This is a genomic window from Clostridium sp. AF20-7, assembly GCF_003479275.1.
GTDB classification, from domain to species: Bacteria; Bacillota; Clostridia; order Lachnospirales; family Lachnospiraceae; genus Otoolea; species Otoolea fessa.
In genome coordinates, this window is record NZ_QUGF01000006.1 from 52,831 (window position 1) to 68,304 (window position 15,474).

The following is a 15,474-nucleotide window of genomic DNA, read 5'->3' on the forward strand; positions in this document are numbered from 1 at the left end:
TGTGAAACTTTCACAGGGTGTAAGTACCTGTGAAATATAGAGAGAACCGCTTATCCGGCAGTTCTCTCTATATCTAACACTCCTTCAATCTGTCTGAGTTTATCAGATAATTTATTTAATTCCTCAATTCCGTGAATATCGAACGTCATGACGATCGTCGCCTTGCCCTGCTTGCTCGTCCGCACATTCATCGAGGTAATGTCGATCTGGCGCTCAGTAAATACCTTGGAAATATCCACAAACATGCCGATGCGGTTGTTCGCATAGATCTTGATTTCGGTGGAGTATTTTTCCGTGCCCGTCTGTGCTTCCGGCTGTTGCCACTCGGCTTCAATCAGGCGCTCACGCTCTTCCTGCGGCAGATTCATCACATTGATGCAGTCCGTCCGGTGGATCGAGATACCGCGTCCCCTTGTGACAAATCCGACGATCTCATCGCCCGGAACCGGGCTGCAGCACTTCGAAAAACGAACCGCCAGATCGTGGATTCCCTTGACAACGATACCACTCTTCGACTTCCCGGCTGCGATCACCGGAACCTTGTTTCCATCCGACGCCATGTTATCGAGGATCGTCGTGTCGGTTACTTCCTTCTTTAACTTCTTGTTGCGCTCATCCAGCATCTTGTTGATGACCTGTCCCTCTTTGAGGGCGCCATGTCCGATCGATGCCAGAACGGAATCCCAGTCACGGTACGCATAGCGCTTCATGACCTTTTCCATATATTCCGGTTTATTTAACTCTGAATAATTGATGTCCTTCGCCTTACAATATTTATCCAGAAGCGCACGGCCGCGCAGGATATTGTCCTCTTTCAGCTCGCTCTTGAACCACTGGTTGATCTTATTCTTCGCCTGTGTACTCTTAACCAGTTTCAGCCAGTCGCGGCTCGGTCCCTTGGAATTCTGGGAGGTAATAATCTCGACACGGTCACCATTTTTAATGACATAATCGATGTTGACCAGTTTTCCGTTGACACGGGCACCAACCATCTTGTTGCCGACCGCACTGTGGATCGAATACGCAAAATCGATCGGGGTGGAACCGCTCGGCAGGTTCTTGACATCACCCGTCGGGGTAAAGCAGTATACATCATCCGTAAAGAGGTCCAGATCACTCTTTAAGAGACTTAAGAACTCTTTATTATCGGACATATCCCGCTGCCATTCCAGGATCTCACGCAGCCAGGAAAGCTTTGCCTCGGCGCTGTCGATCGCCGCCTTGCTGCTGCCGCTCTCCTTATATTTCCAGTGTGCCGCGATACCATACTCAGCGGTACGGTGCATCTCATAGGTGCGGATCTGAATCTCAAACGGCTGTCCACTGCTGCCAATCAGAGTCGTATGCAGCGACTGGTACATATTCGGTTTCGGCATGGCAATATAATCTTTAAAACGTCCCGGAATCGGTTTGTACATCTCATGGATGACACCGAGCGCCGCATAACAGTCTTTCACGCTCTCCACGATAATCCGGACCGCAAAAATATCATAGATCTGATCCAGCGTCTTGTCCTGGTTTACCATCTTTTTATAGATGCTGAAGAAATGTTTCACACGGCCGTCTACCTTGGCTTCGATGCCCGCATCGTCCATATGTTTCTTGACTTCATCCATAATCTTATGGATAAACGCCTCCCTGGTGTCCTTACGGAGCGCCAGTTTTTCGGACAATTCTTTGTAAACCTCCGGCTGGAGATATTTGAGAGACAAATCATCCAGCTCGGTCTTGATCTTGGAAATACCGAGACGATCAGCAATAGGCGCGTAGATATCCATCGTTTCACGCGCCTTTTCTTTCTGTTTTTCCGGCTTCATATATTGAAGCGTCCGCATATTGTGCAGACGGTCTGCCAGCTTAATCAGGATAACCCGGATGTCCTTCGCCATCGCTAAGAACATCTTACGCAGGTTTTCCGCCTGAATCTCTACTTTATCGATCGTCCACGAAATCTGGGTCAGCTTGGTAACGCCGTCTACTAAAAGTGCTACCTCCTCGCCAAAGATCGCCGTGATCTCCTCCTCTGTCATGACCGTATCTTCCACGACATCGTGCAGGATACCTGCCACCAGAGTCTCTTTATCCAGCTCCAGATCCGCCAGAATGATCGCCACACAGAGCGGATGGATGATATACGGTTCACCTGATTTACGCCTCTGGTCCTTGTGTGCGTCATACGCGATCTGGTACGCTTTCTCAATCATGCTGATGTCATCCGACGGATGGTACTTGCGAATGGCGGCAATCAACTCATTATACAGTACCTCCGGACTCGTAAAATCCGCCGGCGCTTCAATTTCCTGATCCAGCTTTTTTATTTTATCCAAATTTCCCATATATGCCTCCTGACCCTTCCGTAGATAACTGAAACGCCTGCCGTTCGGAATCCGGAAAGCGGTTCACGCAAATGAAATAAAATATTATATAGAATACCCCTATTATACGAATATTTGACAAAAAATGCAACGGCAAACTATTTTGTTACTATTCACGCATACGTGCCCAGTAACGGAATTTGCCGTGGCTTCGCATTTAAATACGGCAAATTCCTGCTGTCGCCACGTTTTCTTACGGCACTTTCGGTTTCAAAAGTGCCTGCCCGTGAACCGTTACCTATTTCCCCTCATAGGTAATTAGGGCATCCACCGCATATCCGTTCAGTTTTTCGCGTCCCTTTAAGCCGGCCAGCTCCATCACGCAGCAGATTTTTACAACCTCGCCGCCCATCTTCTCGATGAGCTTGACAATCGCCTCGGTCGTTCCGCCGGTTGCGATCAGGTCGTCAACGATAACTACCTTCTGTCCCGGTTTAATGGCATCCTCATGCATCTCCAGAACCGCGCTGCCATACTCCAGATCGTAGCTTACAGATACCGTCTTGCACGGCAGTTTGCCTTTCTTGCGGATCGGCACGAATCCCTTGTGCATCGCATATGCAACCGGCACGCCGAAAATAAACCCGCGGGACTCCGGACCAACCACGATATCATAATCCACGCCCTCTAAGGATTTCTGGATTCCGTCGATCGCAAGCTGCAGTCCGTCTGCATCCTGTAAAATCGTAGTAATATCGCGGAAAATGATACCCGGCTCCGGAAAGTCCGGAATGCTTCTTACATATTCTTCCAGCTTTTTCATGATTTTAACCTCTTTTCTATAAATTTTGTATCTCAATTTCTCAGTTTTAAATCGCCATCCGGCTCTTTTTCCACCGTTCTTCTCATTTTTGCAGAAGTTTTCCCCTGCTTCTTCTTCCTTATATACATAGAAGCCACAATCACCGCCAACACAAACAGCGCACCTCCGCTGATCAGCAGTCCCTCATGCAGTCCCTGCGGATAATACCTGAGTTCCACCGTATGGGTTCCCGCCGTCAGTTCCACGCCGGTAAATGCCTTCCAGACCGGACGCGTGATAGCTTCTTTTCCATCCACCGTGACCGTCCAGCCCTCGTCATACGGGATCGTGAGGAACAGCGTTCCGCCCTCGCCCGCGTCGATCGTGCCCTTCATCGCCTCCTCGCCCAATGTTTCCAGTTCAAATGGATGCTGGTTGAGGCGCTCATAGAGCGCACGCAGCCCGGCTTCGTCAAAGCGGTACGCGCTCGCGTCCATGCTTCCGGCACTGTCATTGCTCTCCAGCAGAATCAATGTGCCTGCCTTCACATATCCGGTTTCCACCAGATACCCGCGTTTCAACGTATCAATGCTGCGGCTCTCCCCGCCGACATCCAGTTTAACCGAATCAATCTGACGGTTTGCGACACTTATATAATACTCCCCATCTTCCGGTGCTGTAAAGGAAAAACGATTCCCCTGCTCCTCCCCGTCCGTGAAAATCAGGCACTCCGGCACGCCCAGCACATCCGATAAATCATTCTGGACATCCGCCGGCGAAGAAAGATCGCGTTTCCAGCCCGTTTCCACTATGTCCGGCAGGATAAAGCCGAGCGGCAGCGTCCACGGATTCTCATAGAGGTACGTGTCACCTGAAAATGCATAGAGCGACAGGCGCGGATTGTCCTGCTTGCCCCCATAGAGTGCATATTTGATTGAAAATAACGAATCCACCAGCGGCGTACTTCCCACAATGCTGTATGCGTTCGTCGAACCTTCGCAGCCCATCTGTTTGAAGAAATCCGTCACCCCGGCATTTGCCACCGATGAAAACAGAGATACGGATGGAAAATGCATCCACGCGCCATCATTTTTCGTGCGCGCATTCGTTTTATCAATCCGGTAAAATTCCGTCTTTTTGAGCGGCTCTGTCACCGCTGCAACATCCTGATTGTCTGCCACATAATCAGTCCGGCTCGTCGTCGGAATACTCGTTGCCGCCATATTGGCAAGCGCCTCCACACTTACCAGCGCCATCGCCAGAAGCGCCGCCGTGAACGCGAAATGTTCTTTATTTTGATAGAAATAAAAGACGCCCAGATACAGCAGCAGAAGCACCACTGCCACATACCAGACAACTGGCTCAAACGCATCGTCCGTCACCAGCTTTTCTGCCAGAATCACGTAGCCAATCGCGGCGGATGTCACCCCGGCAAACTGCCGTTTGGATATTTCATCCAGATATAGATACGCCCGGAAACACATCGTCAGCACCAGCGCGATATAGATAAACGACTGGCGGCACGGCAGGCTGTTCGGGTAATGGAAGCCATGCCAGATAAAATTCAGCACATTGAACGAAAAGCTGGCATAGAAAAAGAGCAACAGCACACCGTACACAACCTTTTCCCGGATCGCAATCCGGCGGTTCAGAAAATACAGCCCCATGAAAATGTAGACTGCCACGCCGCAGTAAAGGTTCGGCCAATGGTCGAGTCCCGTCTCCACCTGTACATTTCCGATGTGCCGCGCGATCATGTCAAAGATCGGGAAGTAGATTTCCAGCGTGGTCGGAAAATTAAAATCGCCAGACGCCGTACTCTGCAGCGCCGCAATCTCCGGAAGAAGCACCGCAGCCGCCAGCGCACCCGCCAGAAGCGAATACACACCAAACAGGAAAAAGCTGTGCAGACAATCTTTCCATCCCGGCCGTTTTTCCAGAAACAGGAGCGCCACATAGTAAATTACCATGAAGAGGCATATCATAATTGATATATAGTAGTTGGACAGGATTGAAAGTCCCAGCATCAGGCAGTAAAAAAGCCCTTTTTTTTCGCGCACCAGCCGCTCCAGGCCGTGCAGGATCAGCGGCAGCAGCACGATGCAGTCCAGCCACATGATATTCCAGCTATACGCCGCCATATAGCCGGACAGCGCATAGAATACGCCGAAATAGCACGCTCCAAACTTCTGTGAACCTGTGTGCTTTTTCAGATACCACGCCATCGAAAGCCCCGCCAGACCGCTCTTGAACACGATCATGTAGGTCATAAATTCGATAATCAGGGACGACGGGCATAACAGCAGCAGCCAGTTAAACGGGCTCGCCAGATAGTACGCATAGAGCGCGGCAAAGTTTACGCCCATGCCGACATCCCAGCTGTAAAGCAGGCTCTCGCCACTTAAAAGCTTATGCCGGAATTCCGAGAAAAACGGCGCATACTGGTGGTACATATCCGTCCGCAGGAAGCTTTCCTGCCCAAAGGGGAAAATACCGCGGTATGCAAAAATCAGGATCAAAATCACCACCGGCAGGAAAAATGCCGCCAGGAGATCATCCGACGGACGGAAAACCGCAGCCAGGCGGCCCATTCCGCGGGGTGATTTCGCTGGTTCATCCCACTCATCTAATTCATCTAATTCTTCCTGCTCCCAGTCATCATCATTCAACTCATTAACGACATCTGCTCTGGACTCTGAAAGTTTAGATTTTCTGGCATCTTCTTCCTGTCTCCAGGCCGGCATTCGTTCAGCGCGTCTCATATCTGTACAGGCGGTCTCCGAATCCACGTCCGCACCTTCCCGCTCGTTCTCATACTCCTCTATTTTCCCCGTTGTTTCCGCTCCCGTAAGCTCCCTGAGTGCTTCTTCCAGTTTACTGGAACTTTCGTCTCGTTCTCTTTGCTCCATCTTCCCTCCATCCAGAATCCTGTTCAGGCGGCGTTTTCTCTACTCTTTCCGGCTTTTCCGGTCTGTCTTCAGCATCCATTTCCGCTGTCATTTCCCCACACAGCCCTATTTCGAGGATTCTTTCTTTTTGAAAATAAATAATTTACTGCAAATATAATTCAGCACCAGCGAGATCGCTGATACCACAATCTTACAGATCATATCCTGTTTGATTCCCATGCCGTCTACCATCACGATCATCGCCACATACGTGAACACCGATGTGAGAATACGGCAGGAGAAAAACGAAGCCATTTCCTTAAGAAGATATACAGGGCGGAAATTGTAGCTTCGAAATACCCAGATCTTGTTTGTCACATATGCAAACAGGATCGCCGCCGCCTGACAGCAGATCGTCGCCATACGGTAGTTCATACCGTTGTGGCGGAAAACCGCATAGGAAATCCAGTCCACCAGCGTCGTCAGGACACCAAATATCAGATACGATATCGTCTCCCTGTTTACAAACTTTCCCCAGAGCAGGGATAATTTTTCCTTTATCATCACTTTTTCTCCGAAAAAAGAATTGTATGGGCAGCGGTCCTTCGACATCCCCATACAATTCCTGTACTTTCTGTAACACACCGGACTCTGATCCGGCAGTTTTATGATTGAAACGTAACTGTCTTCTGCATTTACAGTTACTCCTGCTATTACATTTCCTCTAACAGCTTGTTTACGCTGACCAGCTTCACGCAGAGAGTGAAGAGCTCAGTTGCAATGATCAGATCCTGCAGCGGCGGATAGGACGGAGCAATACGGATGTTGCGGTCTTCCGGATCCTTGCCATATGGATAAGTTGCACCGGCTCCGGTCATAACAACGCCTGCTTTCTTGCACTTCGCAACGATCTCCTTCGCACAGCCGTTCAGGGAATCAAAGGAAATGAAGTAGCCGCCGTGCGGTTTTGTCCAGGTACCAATCTCCAGTCCGCCTAACTCGCGGTCGAGAATGTTCTCAACAGCCTCGAATTTCGGACGCAGGATGTTGGCGTGCTTTCTCATGTGCTCTACCATGCCGTGGATATCCTTGAAGAAACGCACGTGGCGGAGCTGATTCACCTTATCATGACCGATAGTCTGGATCTTTAACTGCTTCTTGATATCGTCCAGGTTGTTGTGGGAAGTTGCGATTGCCGCAATACCAGAACCCGGGAAGGTAATCTTGGAAGTTGAAGAGAATTTGTAAACCATATCCGGGTTACCGGCTTTCTTACATTCTGCCAGAATCTCCAGCACATGATCCTGCTCATCGTCATATAAATGATGGATACCGTATGCATTGTCCCAGTAGATACGGAAATCCGGAGCAGCCGGATGCATGCGTGCCAGACGGCGTACCGTCTGATCGGAGTAGGAATTGCCGGTCGGGTTAGAGTACTTCGGAACGCACCAGATTCCCTTTACGGTCGGGTCGGTTGTCACATACTGCTCTACCAGATCCATATCCGGACCATCTGCGGTCATCGGAATGTTGATCATCTCGATGCCAAAATATTCAGTAATGGAGAAATGTCTGTCATATCCCGGTACCGGACACAGGAATTTAACCTTGTCAAGCTTGCACCACGGGGTATTTCCCATAACGCCATGAGTCACAGAACGGGAGATGGTGTCGTACATTACGTTCAGGCTGGAGTTTCCATAGATAATGATATTGTCAGCCGGAACCTCGATCATATCCGCTAACAGCTCCTTCGCCTCGCTGATACCGTCCAGACCGCCGTAATTGCGGCAGTCTGTCCCATCTTCGCAGGTCAGATCACTGTCGCTGCTCAGTACGTCCATCATTCCCATCGATAAATCAAGCTGCTCTGCACTTGGCTTACCGCGTGACATATCCAGCGTCAGATTCTTGCCCTGAAACTCCCGGTACTGATCGCTCAGATCACGCTTAAGCTCCAGAAGTTCTTCTTTCGTCATCTCGCTATAAGGCTTCATCCTTCAACATCCTCCTTGTTTCTCTTATTTATTTCATCATAATTTCATGGTCTGCTTTTCATCCAGCTCCCCTTGTTCAAGGGTTCGGATCATCTCATCTAAGCATCGTTATAATAATAACATAGGTACAAAGGGCATGACAAGCATTAATTTGTTATGTCAGCACATAAAATTTGTTATATGGTACCGCTTGGTTTTTCCGATTCGGTGCATTTCACGGACAGCAAATTATAATAAAAACATGATGTTCCCCCTTCTTTCATATACTAATGAAAATATATCTTTCAGGTCACATCATGTTCATTCATTTTCCCATGCATTCTGTTCCATCACGTTTCCGGCACATCATTTCCCCGCTGCTGGTTCCCGCCCTGTTTGCCATCTCTTTCTTCGCCGGGCAGACTGCCGCACATTTCCTGCGCCGTCCATCCGGGCACACGGTTTCAGCGCCTGTTATCGCCTGTGGCTCGCTCCCGCCTGCCTTTGATTCCGATTCGATTCCGGTTTCCGCAGATGGAAACTGGGGACTTGGATTTCCCAGTCCAGGGCAGACACCGGTCGGCAATGCCTCCGCCGACACTTTAAAAAACTTTGACGCTTTCTATGTAGGCGATACCTCCAAGCCCGTCATCTATCTGACCTTCGACGCCGGATATGAAAACGGCTGCACACCTGCCATTCTGGAAGCACTGAAAAAACACCATGTCCCGGCAACCTTTTTCGTCGTCGGCAACTATCTCGAAACCAGTCCTGAACTGGTAAAACAGATGATCGCAGAGGGTCACACCGTCGCCAACCACACGTATCACCATCCCGATATGTCCCGCATTTCCGACAAAGCAGCATTTGAAAAGGAGCTGACTGCCCTGGAAACACTCTACCAGTCCGTCACCGGGCAGACAATGAAAAAATATTACCGTCCGCCGCAGGGCAAATACAGTGAATCGAACCTGCAGATGGCAAAGGAGCTCGGCTACAAGACCTTTTTCTGGAGTCTCGCCTATGTGGACTGGATGCAGGATCAGCAGCCATCCAAAGAAGAAGCATTTTCCAAGCTTCTGACGCGCATCCACCCCGGCGCGATCGTCCTTCTGCACAGCACTTCGCAGACCAACGCTCAGATTCTCGATGAACTTCTGGCAAAATGGGAGGAAATGGGGTATCAGTTCGGGCGATTAGATGAATTATAAAATTATACCAGCAGCATTTTCCGGATAAACGAAAGGATCGCGCCTCCGATGCTGCAGAACAGCAGAAATCCGTGGTTCGCATTGATCGCCTCCAGTGCCGCATAGCCGCCGTCTACAATCGGCTGTAAGCTGCCCGCATTCTTCGGCATCAGGTACGCTGCCGGACCGGCTACTAATACCAGAACAAGGATGATTATAAACGGGATAAATCCGCGCCCCGTATCGTATTTTTGCAGCCGTACTTTACCACCCGCGTGCTTGCCTGACAGAATCCACAGGCACCAGATCGCGCCCATCAATACCAGAAATACGCCAATCCCTACATACAGCCCCAGACCATAATTTTCCTCGGTAATCATAGTTCCGATATAGCCCAGATCGTCGCCGCCATACCGAAATGCCTTCGCATTCGCCCAGGTGATTCCCGCCATCAGAAGAAAACTGGCTGCCTGCATCACACGCGCCATCAGCACAACCACGCCGGTTACTCCGGCTGCCGTCACATCCAGCACGGACGGACCGTCATTTGAGTCACTCTGCGTATGCGCCTCACTGCGCTCCGCCGCCCGTCTGGTGCGCTCTGCCTCCCGGGACTGGCGTTCCAGTTCCCGCTGGTGGCTGCGCTCCATCCGATTTTTCTGACGCTCTGAGCGCTCCCGCTCCGACTCCAGAGCATGAAGGCGTTTTTCCATCTGCTTCTGCTGTTTTGCATCCCGCTTATCCTCTTTCGCGCTGGAAGAAGAACGTCTCGCGCCCTGTCGTCTGCGCGATGCCGCTTCACGGTCGCGGCGGGCATCCTCCTGTGCCTGGGATTGGCAGCGTTCATTGTCGCGGCGCTCTTCCTCACGCTTCTGTGCGTCCTGACTCTGGCTGCTCCGCTTTTCCTGACTGTTTCGTTTCGATCCAGAGCCGGATTCCGCCTTTTTCTCATCCGATTCCATCCGAGCTGGATTCCGCTGTTCTGAATCACCGTCGTCATAGCTATTTTCCGGCTTTCTTCCCACCGTTTCCTGTTCTCGGCGTACTGTATCATTTACAAGCGGAGTTCCGCAGTTACTGCAAAAATTTCCAACTGCCTCCTGTCCGCATTTTGGACACTTCATTCTATTTTCTCCTTCCTCCAAACGATTCTTTCCATCCATTTCCGCACTCATTTCTGGCATTTGAAACGCATGTTAAACAATGTACATTTTTTTTTACACAGCCAGAACTTTATTTCCTGTTTCCCATGCCCAGCTGCCAGAACGCCACTGCACTCGCTGCTGCCACGTTGAGCGAATCCACGCCGTGTGACATCGGGATTTTCACGGTGTAATCGCACGCCGCGATCGTCGATGCCGCCAACCCGTCACCCTCGGTTCCGAGAATGATTGCTAATTTTTGTTCCTGCGAAAGCGCCGGATCCGCGATACTCACGGAACGGTCACTGAGCGCCATCGCCGCCGTGCGAAATCCCAGCTTCTTAAGCGTTTCCATACTGTTCTCCGCCCAGTCGCCCTTCGGAATGTACGTCCACGGCACCTGAAACACTGTTCCCATACTGACACGGCTTGCGCGGCGGTACAGCGGGTCACTGCATCCCGGTGTCAGAAGCACCGCATCCATAAAGAGCGCCGCCGCTGACCGGAAAATCGCCCCCACATTCGTAGGATTTTCTACATTCTCAAGAATCGCGATCTGTCTGGCACCTGCACAGATTTCCTCGATCCCCGGCATTTTCTTCCGTTTCACCGCACACAGCATCCCGCGCGTCAGTTTAAAGCCGGTCAGGCGCGTCAGCACATCAAATGGTGCCGTAAACACAGGCACTCCCGCACACACCGGGCGTTCCAGAATCTCTCGCCCTTCTGTCTCAATATGGCGTTCTTCCATCAGAAAAGAAACCGGCTCATATCCCGCGTCGAGCGCCCGCCCGATGACCTTCGGGCTTTCCGCAATGAAAAGACCTTCCTTTGGTTCATTATAATGAAATAACTGCCCCTCGCTCAGCCGGGCGTAGATATCCAGCTCCGGCGCTTCCAGGGTTGTAATTGAAATATGATTCATTCTGCTTTTCACCTTTTTAATATGGTTTTCATGTTCTATCGAGTATACCACATTTCTTACAAAAAGGAAGTGCTGATTATGGACGCTGACATGAAATCATTCCTCTATTCTGCCGCATTCTATCATCCTCTTTCCGATTCCGTTCCTATTTCCATACAAATCTATCTTCGGCAAAAGATTTGACTTTTTCATCCCTGTTTTCCATACCGCCTATCATAACGCTGAACCCCCGCTTTATGTCAATCATCTGGGCAAAGATTTCACACAAAGTTCAGAAATAAAAAATGGGTTCTGACACATCTATGTGGGACTTCCAAAACAAAAAAACAGAACTGTCGACTAAATCAGCTACACAGTTCTGGTTTTTCTGTTACTTATAAGAACAAAAGACTATTGTCAGCCCTATCCTAGCGCCCCGCACACTCCATAATAATCCTCTCACACATCTCATACCCCAGCACTGAACTGTTCAGCGACAGTGTATAATTACTTGCCATCCCCCACTTCTGATCCGTGTAAAAGCGATAATTGCTCATACGGCGCTTATCAATGTCTTCTGTCATTTTGATCGCTTCCTGTTCCGTAACATTGTATAAGCCGCAGATCCGCTTTACCTTCTCCGGTATATTTCCGTGTATAAATACGTTCAGAACGTCATCCCGATCTTTCAGGATAAAGTCCGCATTTCTACCTATTATCACACACTCTTCTCTTTCCGCAATATCCAAAATGATCTTTCTCTGCGCTTCATAGATCATGTCTTCGACGGATCGTCCCATCTGGTCGCGCCCTGAAAACGCATAGGCAAATAACCCCTTCTTGGGTGACAATTCCGCATTCTCCTGGATATACTTCGGTGAAAATCCGGACTGCTCCGCAATCTGTCCGATCATCTCCTTATCGTAGTATTTCACACCCAGTTTCTGCGCCACTTCCATACCGATAAAACGTCCGCCGCTTCCAAACTCCCGGCTGACCGTAATAATTCTTTTTCCCATCATCCTATCCTCTCTCCTTACTCCAAATGTTCCACTTTATTCGTTCTGATTTTCTTCAAAAATCCATATCCCACCAGGCAGGCGGCGAGCTCTGTGATCGGAAACGCCCACCAGATAAGCGAAACACCTGCCTGACCGTTTCTCACAAAGATTGAAAAGATGCCTGCCAACGGCAGAATAATCACAAACTGTCTGAGCAGTGAAATCACCAGCGACTGGATGCCACTGTTGAGCGCCTGATAAATACCCTGATATGCCACATTGATTCCGGCAAAAATAAAGCTGATGGAAATGATTCTCATTGCCCCGATAAAGTATTCTCTGGACGATCCGGCATTAAATAACCCGGCAAACATCCCTGGGAAAACCTCTGTGATTGCCATGCCCACAATCATCAGAACAACCGTATAGAACAGACCATATTTAATTCCATCCAGAATCCGCCTTCTGCTATGCATTCCGTATGCAAACGCGATGATCGGTGTGATGGCGTCGCGCAGACCAAACGCAAGGAACAATACAAACTGCTGTACTTTGTAGAAGAGTCCATACGCCGTCTGGGCGGAAGGATTGAATTTCAAAATCAGGTTCATCACATACACCATAATAGACATGAGCGCCTGCGCGATGATCGCAGGAAGTCCGATCGCGTAGATTTCCCTTATAATTCCGACATCCGGCTTCATATATGTGAAATCATGCTCAAACTCTTTGTTTAACTTCATATGAAAAACAAATAATAAAACCGCCGATATGACCTGCCCGATCACCGTTGCATAGGCAGCGCCCGCAACTCCCATCTCCGGGACAGGTCCAATTCCATAGATCATAATCGGGTCCAGAATGATATTTACCACTGCTCCCAAAACCTGACCGATGGTCGAATAAAACGAACGCCCTGTTGCCTGCAATAATTTTTCAAACAAAGAGAAAAATACGATTCCAAACGAAATCACGCAGCAGATCCGAAGGTACTCCGTTCCCATCGAAATAACCTCCGGATCGACCGTCTGCGACGCGATATATGCGTTTACTCCAAAGAGTCCGAATAACAGACATACCGCATAAATAATCACACCCAGAAACAGGCTGTTTCCGGCTGCCTTTGCAGCTTTTTTATTATTTCCCTGTCCCAGCATCCTCGCAAGAAGCGCATTCGTTCCCACGCCGGTTCCAATTCCCACTGCCACCATCAGCATCTGGATCGGGAACACCAGTGTCAGCGCATTCAGGGCGGCTTCGCTTCCTACCCTCATATTTCCCACAAAGGCGCTGTCCACGATATTGTAGACTGCCTGCAATGCCATCGATAAAATCATCGGTATGCCCATCTGGATCATGAGCTGATTTACCGGCATATCCTTCATCTTGTTGCTTTCTGCCATTTTAAACTAAATCCTCCTTTTTTCCGCATAAAAAAGAATGTGCCTTGGCACATCCGGGCGTCTCGCGCGGTCGCTTGCGACATGTTTCTGCTTCGCGCGAGTGCGCATCATTGGCACGTTAGTGCCTTTTTTGTGTAATAGGGAATTCCAAGGAATTTCCTATTACATAAAAAAGTGTGCACCTATCTCATAAGCTGGACTTACGCTGATAGGCAACACACTTTTTAATGGCATTTTTATGAAATTTAATAAAAAATGCACCTTGGCACATTCTTTATGGAATAATAAAAAAGAGCAGCAAAAACTGGATTTACGCTCGTTTGCCACTCGTTTCGGTATTATTATATTTCCTGTTTTAAAAAAAGTCAAACCAAAAAATCACCTGTCGGAAACAGGAATTCTGGTTATTGGTTCACGGGTAGACACTTTGGAAACCGGCACTCCCACTCTCCGCTTCAACGCCTCAATATACAGTCCCGCAAACCGTCCCGGTGTCACGCGATTGTGGGTAATGTAACCGATCTCCATATAATCGTCCACATCAAGTGGAATCGCTACAATATTCGGTCCGTTCAGTTCCTCATTGATGACACCGCTGCAGATCGTATACCCATTCAGCCCAATCAGAAGATTAAACAGGGTCGCGCGGTCGGACACCAGGATGTCCTTGCGGCTGTCCAGCGTGCTGAGGATCTCCTCGGAGAAATAAAAGGAATTGTGCTCGCCCTGCTCATAGGACAGACGCGGATAAGGTTCCAAATCCGACAGGGTGATGGAACTGCGGCTTGCAAGCGGATTGGCCGCACCGATAAATACATGCGGTTTTGCCATAAAAAGCCGCGTAAATTTGAGGTCGTGTTCCCGCAGCGTCTTGCGGATCACCGTCTCGTTAAAACGGTTCAGATACAGCACGCCAACCTCGCTCCTAAGCTTCGCCACATCCTCAATCAGCTCATACGTCTGCGTCTCGCGGATACGGAAATCGTACTCTTCTCCGCCGTACTCGCGGATCAGATCGACAAACGCCTCAACGGCAAAGGAATAGTGCTGGGTGGAGACACAGAACTGGCGTTTCTGCGGCACAGCGCCAAAATAGCGCTCCTCGATCAGGTTTGCCTGCTCGATCACCTGTCTCGCATACCCCAGAAATTCTTCCCCGTCCGGGGAAATCACCACGCCCTTGTTCGTGCGGGTAAACAGGGAAAATCCAATCTCATGCTCCAGTTCCTTGATCGCCGCCGTGAGGCTCGGCTGTGCAATATAAAGTTTTTTTGCCGCCCCGCTGATGGTTCCGGCTGCCGCCACCTCCACCACGTATTTTAACTGAAGTAATGTCATGCCCTGTTCTCCATTCTTACTGATTTTCTGTCATTTCTTTCTGAACCGTATCTGCCACAGAATTACATCAGACTCAAATCCGCCTCTAACGCACCTAGTCCACAAATTTTTCCGTCTCTTTCAGACGAACCAGCGCTCTCGCCATCGCCGCGCGGGTGCTGTAATACTCGGAAATACTCTGTTTCTGGCGCAGCCGCTCTTTCGCACGCTCTAATGCCTCCTGCGCCCGGATCCGGTCGATCTCCTCCGGTTTCTCGATCGTATCTGCCAGCAACATAACACGGTTGTTGGCGATCTCACAGAAGCCCTGCCCGACGACTGCCGCCTCCCACGGACCGTCCTCTGTCACCTGGAAACGCATTTCTCCCGCTTTGACTGCCACGATCTCGCTCTCATGGTGCGCCATGACAGCCATCTCACCGTCCACCGCCGGAAGGATCAGACAGTGGCAGACTCCCTCATAGAATGTCCGGTTGCTGGATATGATTTTTACATGAAAATCTGCCATCCGT

The 15,474-nt window shown here is 49.7% G+C and carries 12 protein-coding genes; 1 reads left to right on the top strand and 11 read right to left on the bottom strand.

The window, feature by feature from the left end:
* Positions 1–50 precede the first annotated feature (50 nt).
* The 5 genes from DWX68_RS07465 to DWX68_RS07485 form a co-directional block, all read right to left on the bottom strand.
* Positions 51–2,336 carry a bifunctional (p)ppGpp synthetase/guanosine-3',5'-bis(diphosphate) 3'-pyrophosphohydrolase gene (locus tag DWX68_RS07465; RefSeq protein ID WP_022359323.1) on the bottom strand — a complete coding sequence of 762 codons (2,286 nt, stop codon included), beginning with the start codon at positions 2,334–2,336 and terminating at the stop codon, positions 51–53.
* Between the two features lie 277 nt (positions 2,337–2,613).
* Complete coding sequence (locus DWX68_RS07470; protein WP_022359322.1) at positions 2,614–3,138, bottom strand: adenine phosphoribosyltransferase; 525 nt, start codon at positions 3,136–3,138, stop codon at positions 2,614–2,616.
* Positions 3,139–3,170: 32 nt separating this feature from the next.
* Entirely contained in the window at positions 3,171–6,026 is a 2,856-nt protein-coding gene (locus DWX68_RS07475; RefSeq protein ID WP_118628928.1) for a YfhO family protein, read from the bottom strand.
* Between the two features lie 105 nt (positions 6,027–6,131).
* Positions 6,132–6,569 (bottom strand): GtrA family protein, encoded by a 438-nt coding sequence (locus DWX68_RS07480; protein ID WP_117796305.1) that lies wholly within the window; start codon positions 6,567–6,569, stop codon positions 6,132–6,134.
* 149 nt (positions 6,570–6,718) lie between these two features.
* A complete protein-coding gene (locus DWX68_RS07485) occupies positions 6,719–8,005 on the bottom strand; it encodes an aminotransferase class I/II-fold pyridoxal phosphate-dependent enzyme (RefSeq protein ID WP_117796177.1) in 1,287 nt (428 codons plus the stop codon).
* 269 nt (positions 8,006–8,274) lie between these two features.
* Between DWX68_RS07485 and DWX68_RS07490 the strand changes: the two genes are divergently transcribed.
* The gene (locus DWX68_RS07490) at positions 8,275–9,195 is read left to right on the top strand and encodes a polysaccharide deacetylase family protein (protein ID WP_243027642.1); all 921 of its coding nucleotides are present in this window, start codon (positions 8,275–8,277) and stop codon (positions 9,193–9,195) included.
* A gap of 2 nt (positions 9,196–9,197) precedes the next feature.
* Here DWX68_RS07490 and DWX68_RS07495 read toward each other — a convergent pair whose 3' ends face one another.
* The 6 genes from DWX68_RS07495 to atpC all read right to left on the bottom strand — a co-directional run bounded on the left by DWX68_RS07495 (position 9,198) and on the right by atpC (position 15,470).
* The gene (locus DWX68_RS07495; RefSeq protein WP_117796178.1) at positions 9,198–10,298 is read right to left on the bottom strand and encodes a zinc ribbon domain-containing protein; all 1,101 of its coding nucleotides are present in this window, start codon (positions 10,296–10,298) and stop codon (positions 9,198–9,200) included.
* Positions 10,299–10,407: 109 nt separating this feature from the next.
* On the bottom strand, positions 10,408–11,241 hold the full coding sequence (locus DWX68_RS07500; protein ID WP_117796179.1) for an RNA methyltransferase: 834 nt from the start codon (positions 11,239–11,241) through the stop codon (positions 10,408–10,410).
* A gap of 407 nt (positions 11,242–11,648) precedes the next feature.
* Positions 11,649–12,242: a cytidylate kinase-like family protein gene (locus DWX68_RS07505; protein ID WP_333549888.1), complete on the bottom strand. Its 594-nt coding sequence runs from the start codon at positions 12,240–12,242 to the stop codon at positions 11,649–11,651.
* A gap of 14 nt (positions 12,243–12,256) precedes the next feature.
* The gene (locus DWX68_RS07510; RefSeq protein ID WP_118628929.1) at positions 12,257–13,624 is read right to left on the bottom strand and encodes an MATE family efflux transporter; all 1,368 of its coding nucleotides are present in this window, start codon (positions 13,622–13,624) and stop codon (positions 12,257–12,259) included.
* Positions 13,625–14,002: 378 nt separating this feature from the next.
* Positions 14,003–14,962, bottom strand: a complete 960-nt coding sequence (locus DWX68_RS07515) for a LysR family transcriptional regulator (RefSeq protein WP_118468162.1) — start codon at positions 14,960–14,962, stop codon at positions 14,003–14,005.
* Between the two features lie 94 nt (positions 14,963–15,056).
* On the bottom strand, positions 15,057–15,470 hold the full coding sequence (atpC, locus tag DWX68_RS07520; protein WP_107000516.1) for an ATP synthase F1 subunit epsilon: 414 nt from the start codon (positions 15,468–15,470) through the stop codon (positions 15,057–15,059).
* Positions 15,471–15,474 lie beyond the last annotated feature (4 nt).

Coding starts and splice junctions, on each gene's coding strand:
- DWX68_RS07465 (WP_022359323.1), bottom strand. CDS start 2,336: ATGGGAAATTTGGATAAAATAAAAAAGCTGGATCAGGAAATTGAAGCG.
- DWX68_RS07470 (WP_022359322.1), bottom strand. CDS start 3,138: ATGAAAAAGCTGGAAGAATATGTAAGAAGCATTCCGGACTTTCCGGAG.
- DWX68_RS07475 (WP_118628928.1), bottom strand. CDS start 6,026: ATGGAGCAAAGAGAACGAGACGAAAGTTCCAGTAAACTGGAAGAAGCA.
- DWX68_RS07480 (WP_117796305.1), bottom strand. CDS start 6,569: ATGATAAAGGAAAAATTATCCCTGCTCTGGGGAAAGTTTGTAAACAGG.
- DWX68_RS07485 (WP_117796177.1), bottom strand. CDS start 8,005: ATGAAGCCTTATAGCGAGATGACGAAAGAAGAACTTCTGGAGCTTAAG.
- DWX68_RS07490 (WP_243027642.1), top strand. CDS start 8,275: ATGAAAATATATCTTTCAGGTCACATCATGTTCATTCATTTTCCCATG.
- DWX68_RS07495 (WP_117796178.1), bottom strand. CDS start 10,298: ATGAAGTGTCCAAAATGCGGACAGGAGGCAGTTGGAAATTTTTGCAGT.
- DWX68_RS07500 (WP_117796179.1), bottom strand. CDS start 11,241: ATGAATCATATTTCAATTACAACCCTGGAAGCGCCGGAGCTGGATATC.
- DWX68_RS07505 (WP_333549888.1), bottom strand. CDS start 12,242: ATGATGGGAAAAAGAATTATTACGGTCAGCCGGGAGTTTGGAAGCGGC.
- DWX68_RS07510 (WP_118628929.1), bottom strand. CDS start 13,624: ATGGCAGAAAGCAACAAGATGAAGGATATGCCGGTAAATCAGCTCATG.
- DWX68_RS07515 (WP_118468162.1), bottom strand. CDS start 14,962: ATGACATTACTTCAGTTAAAATACGTGGTGGAGGTGGCGGCAGCCGGA.
- atpC (WP_107000516.1), bottom strand. CDS start 15,470: ATGGCAGATTTTCATGTAAAAATCATATCCAGCAACCGGACATTCTAT.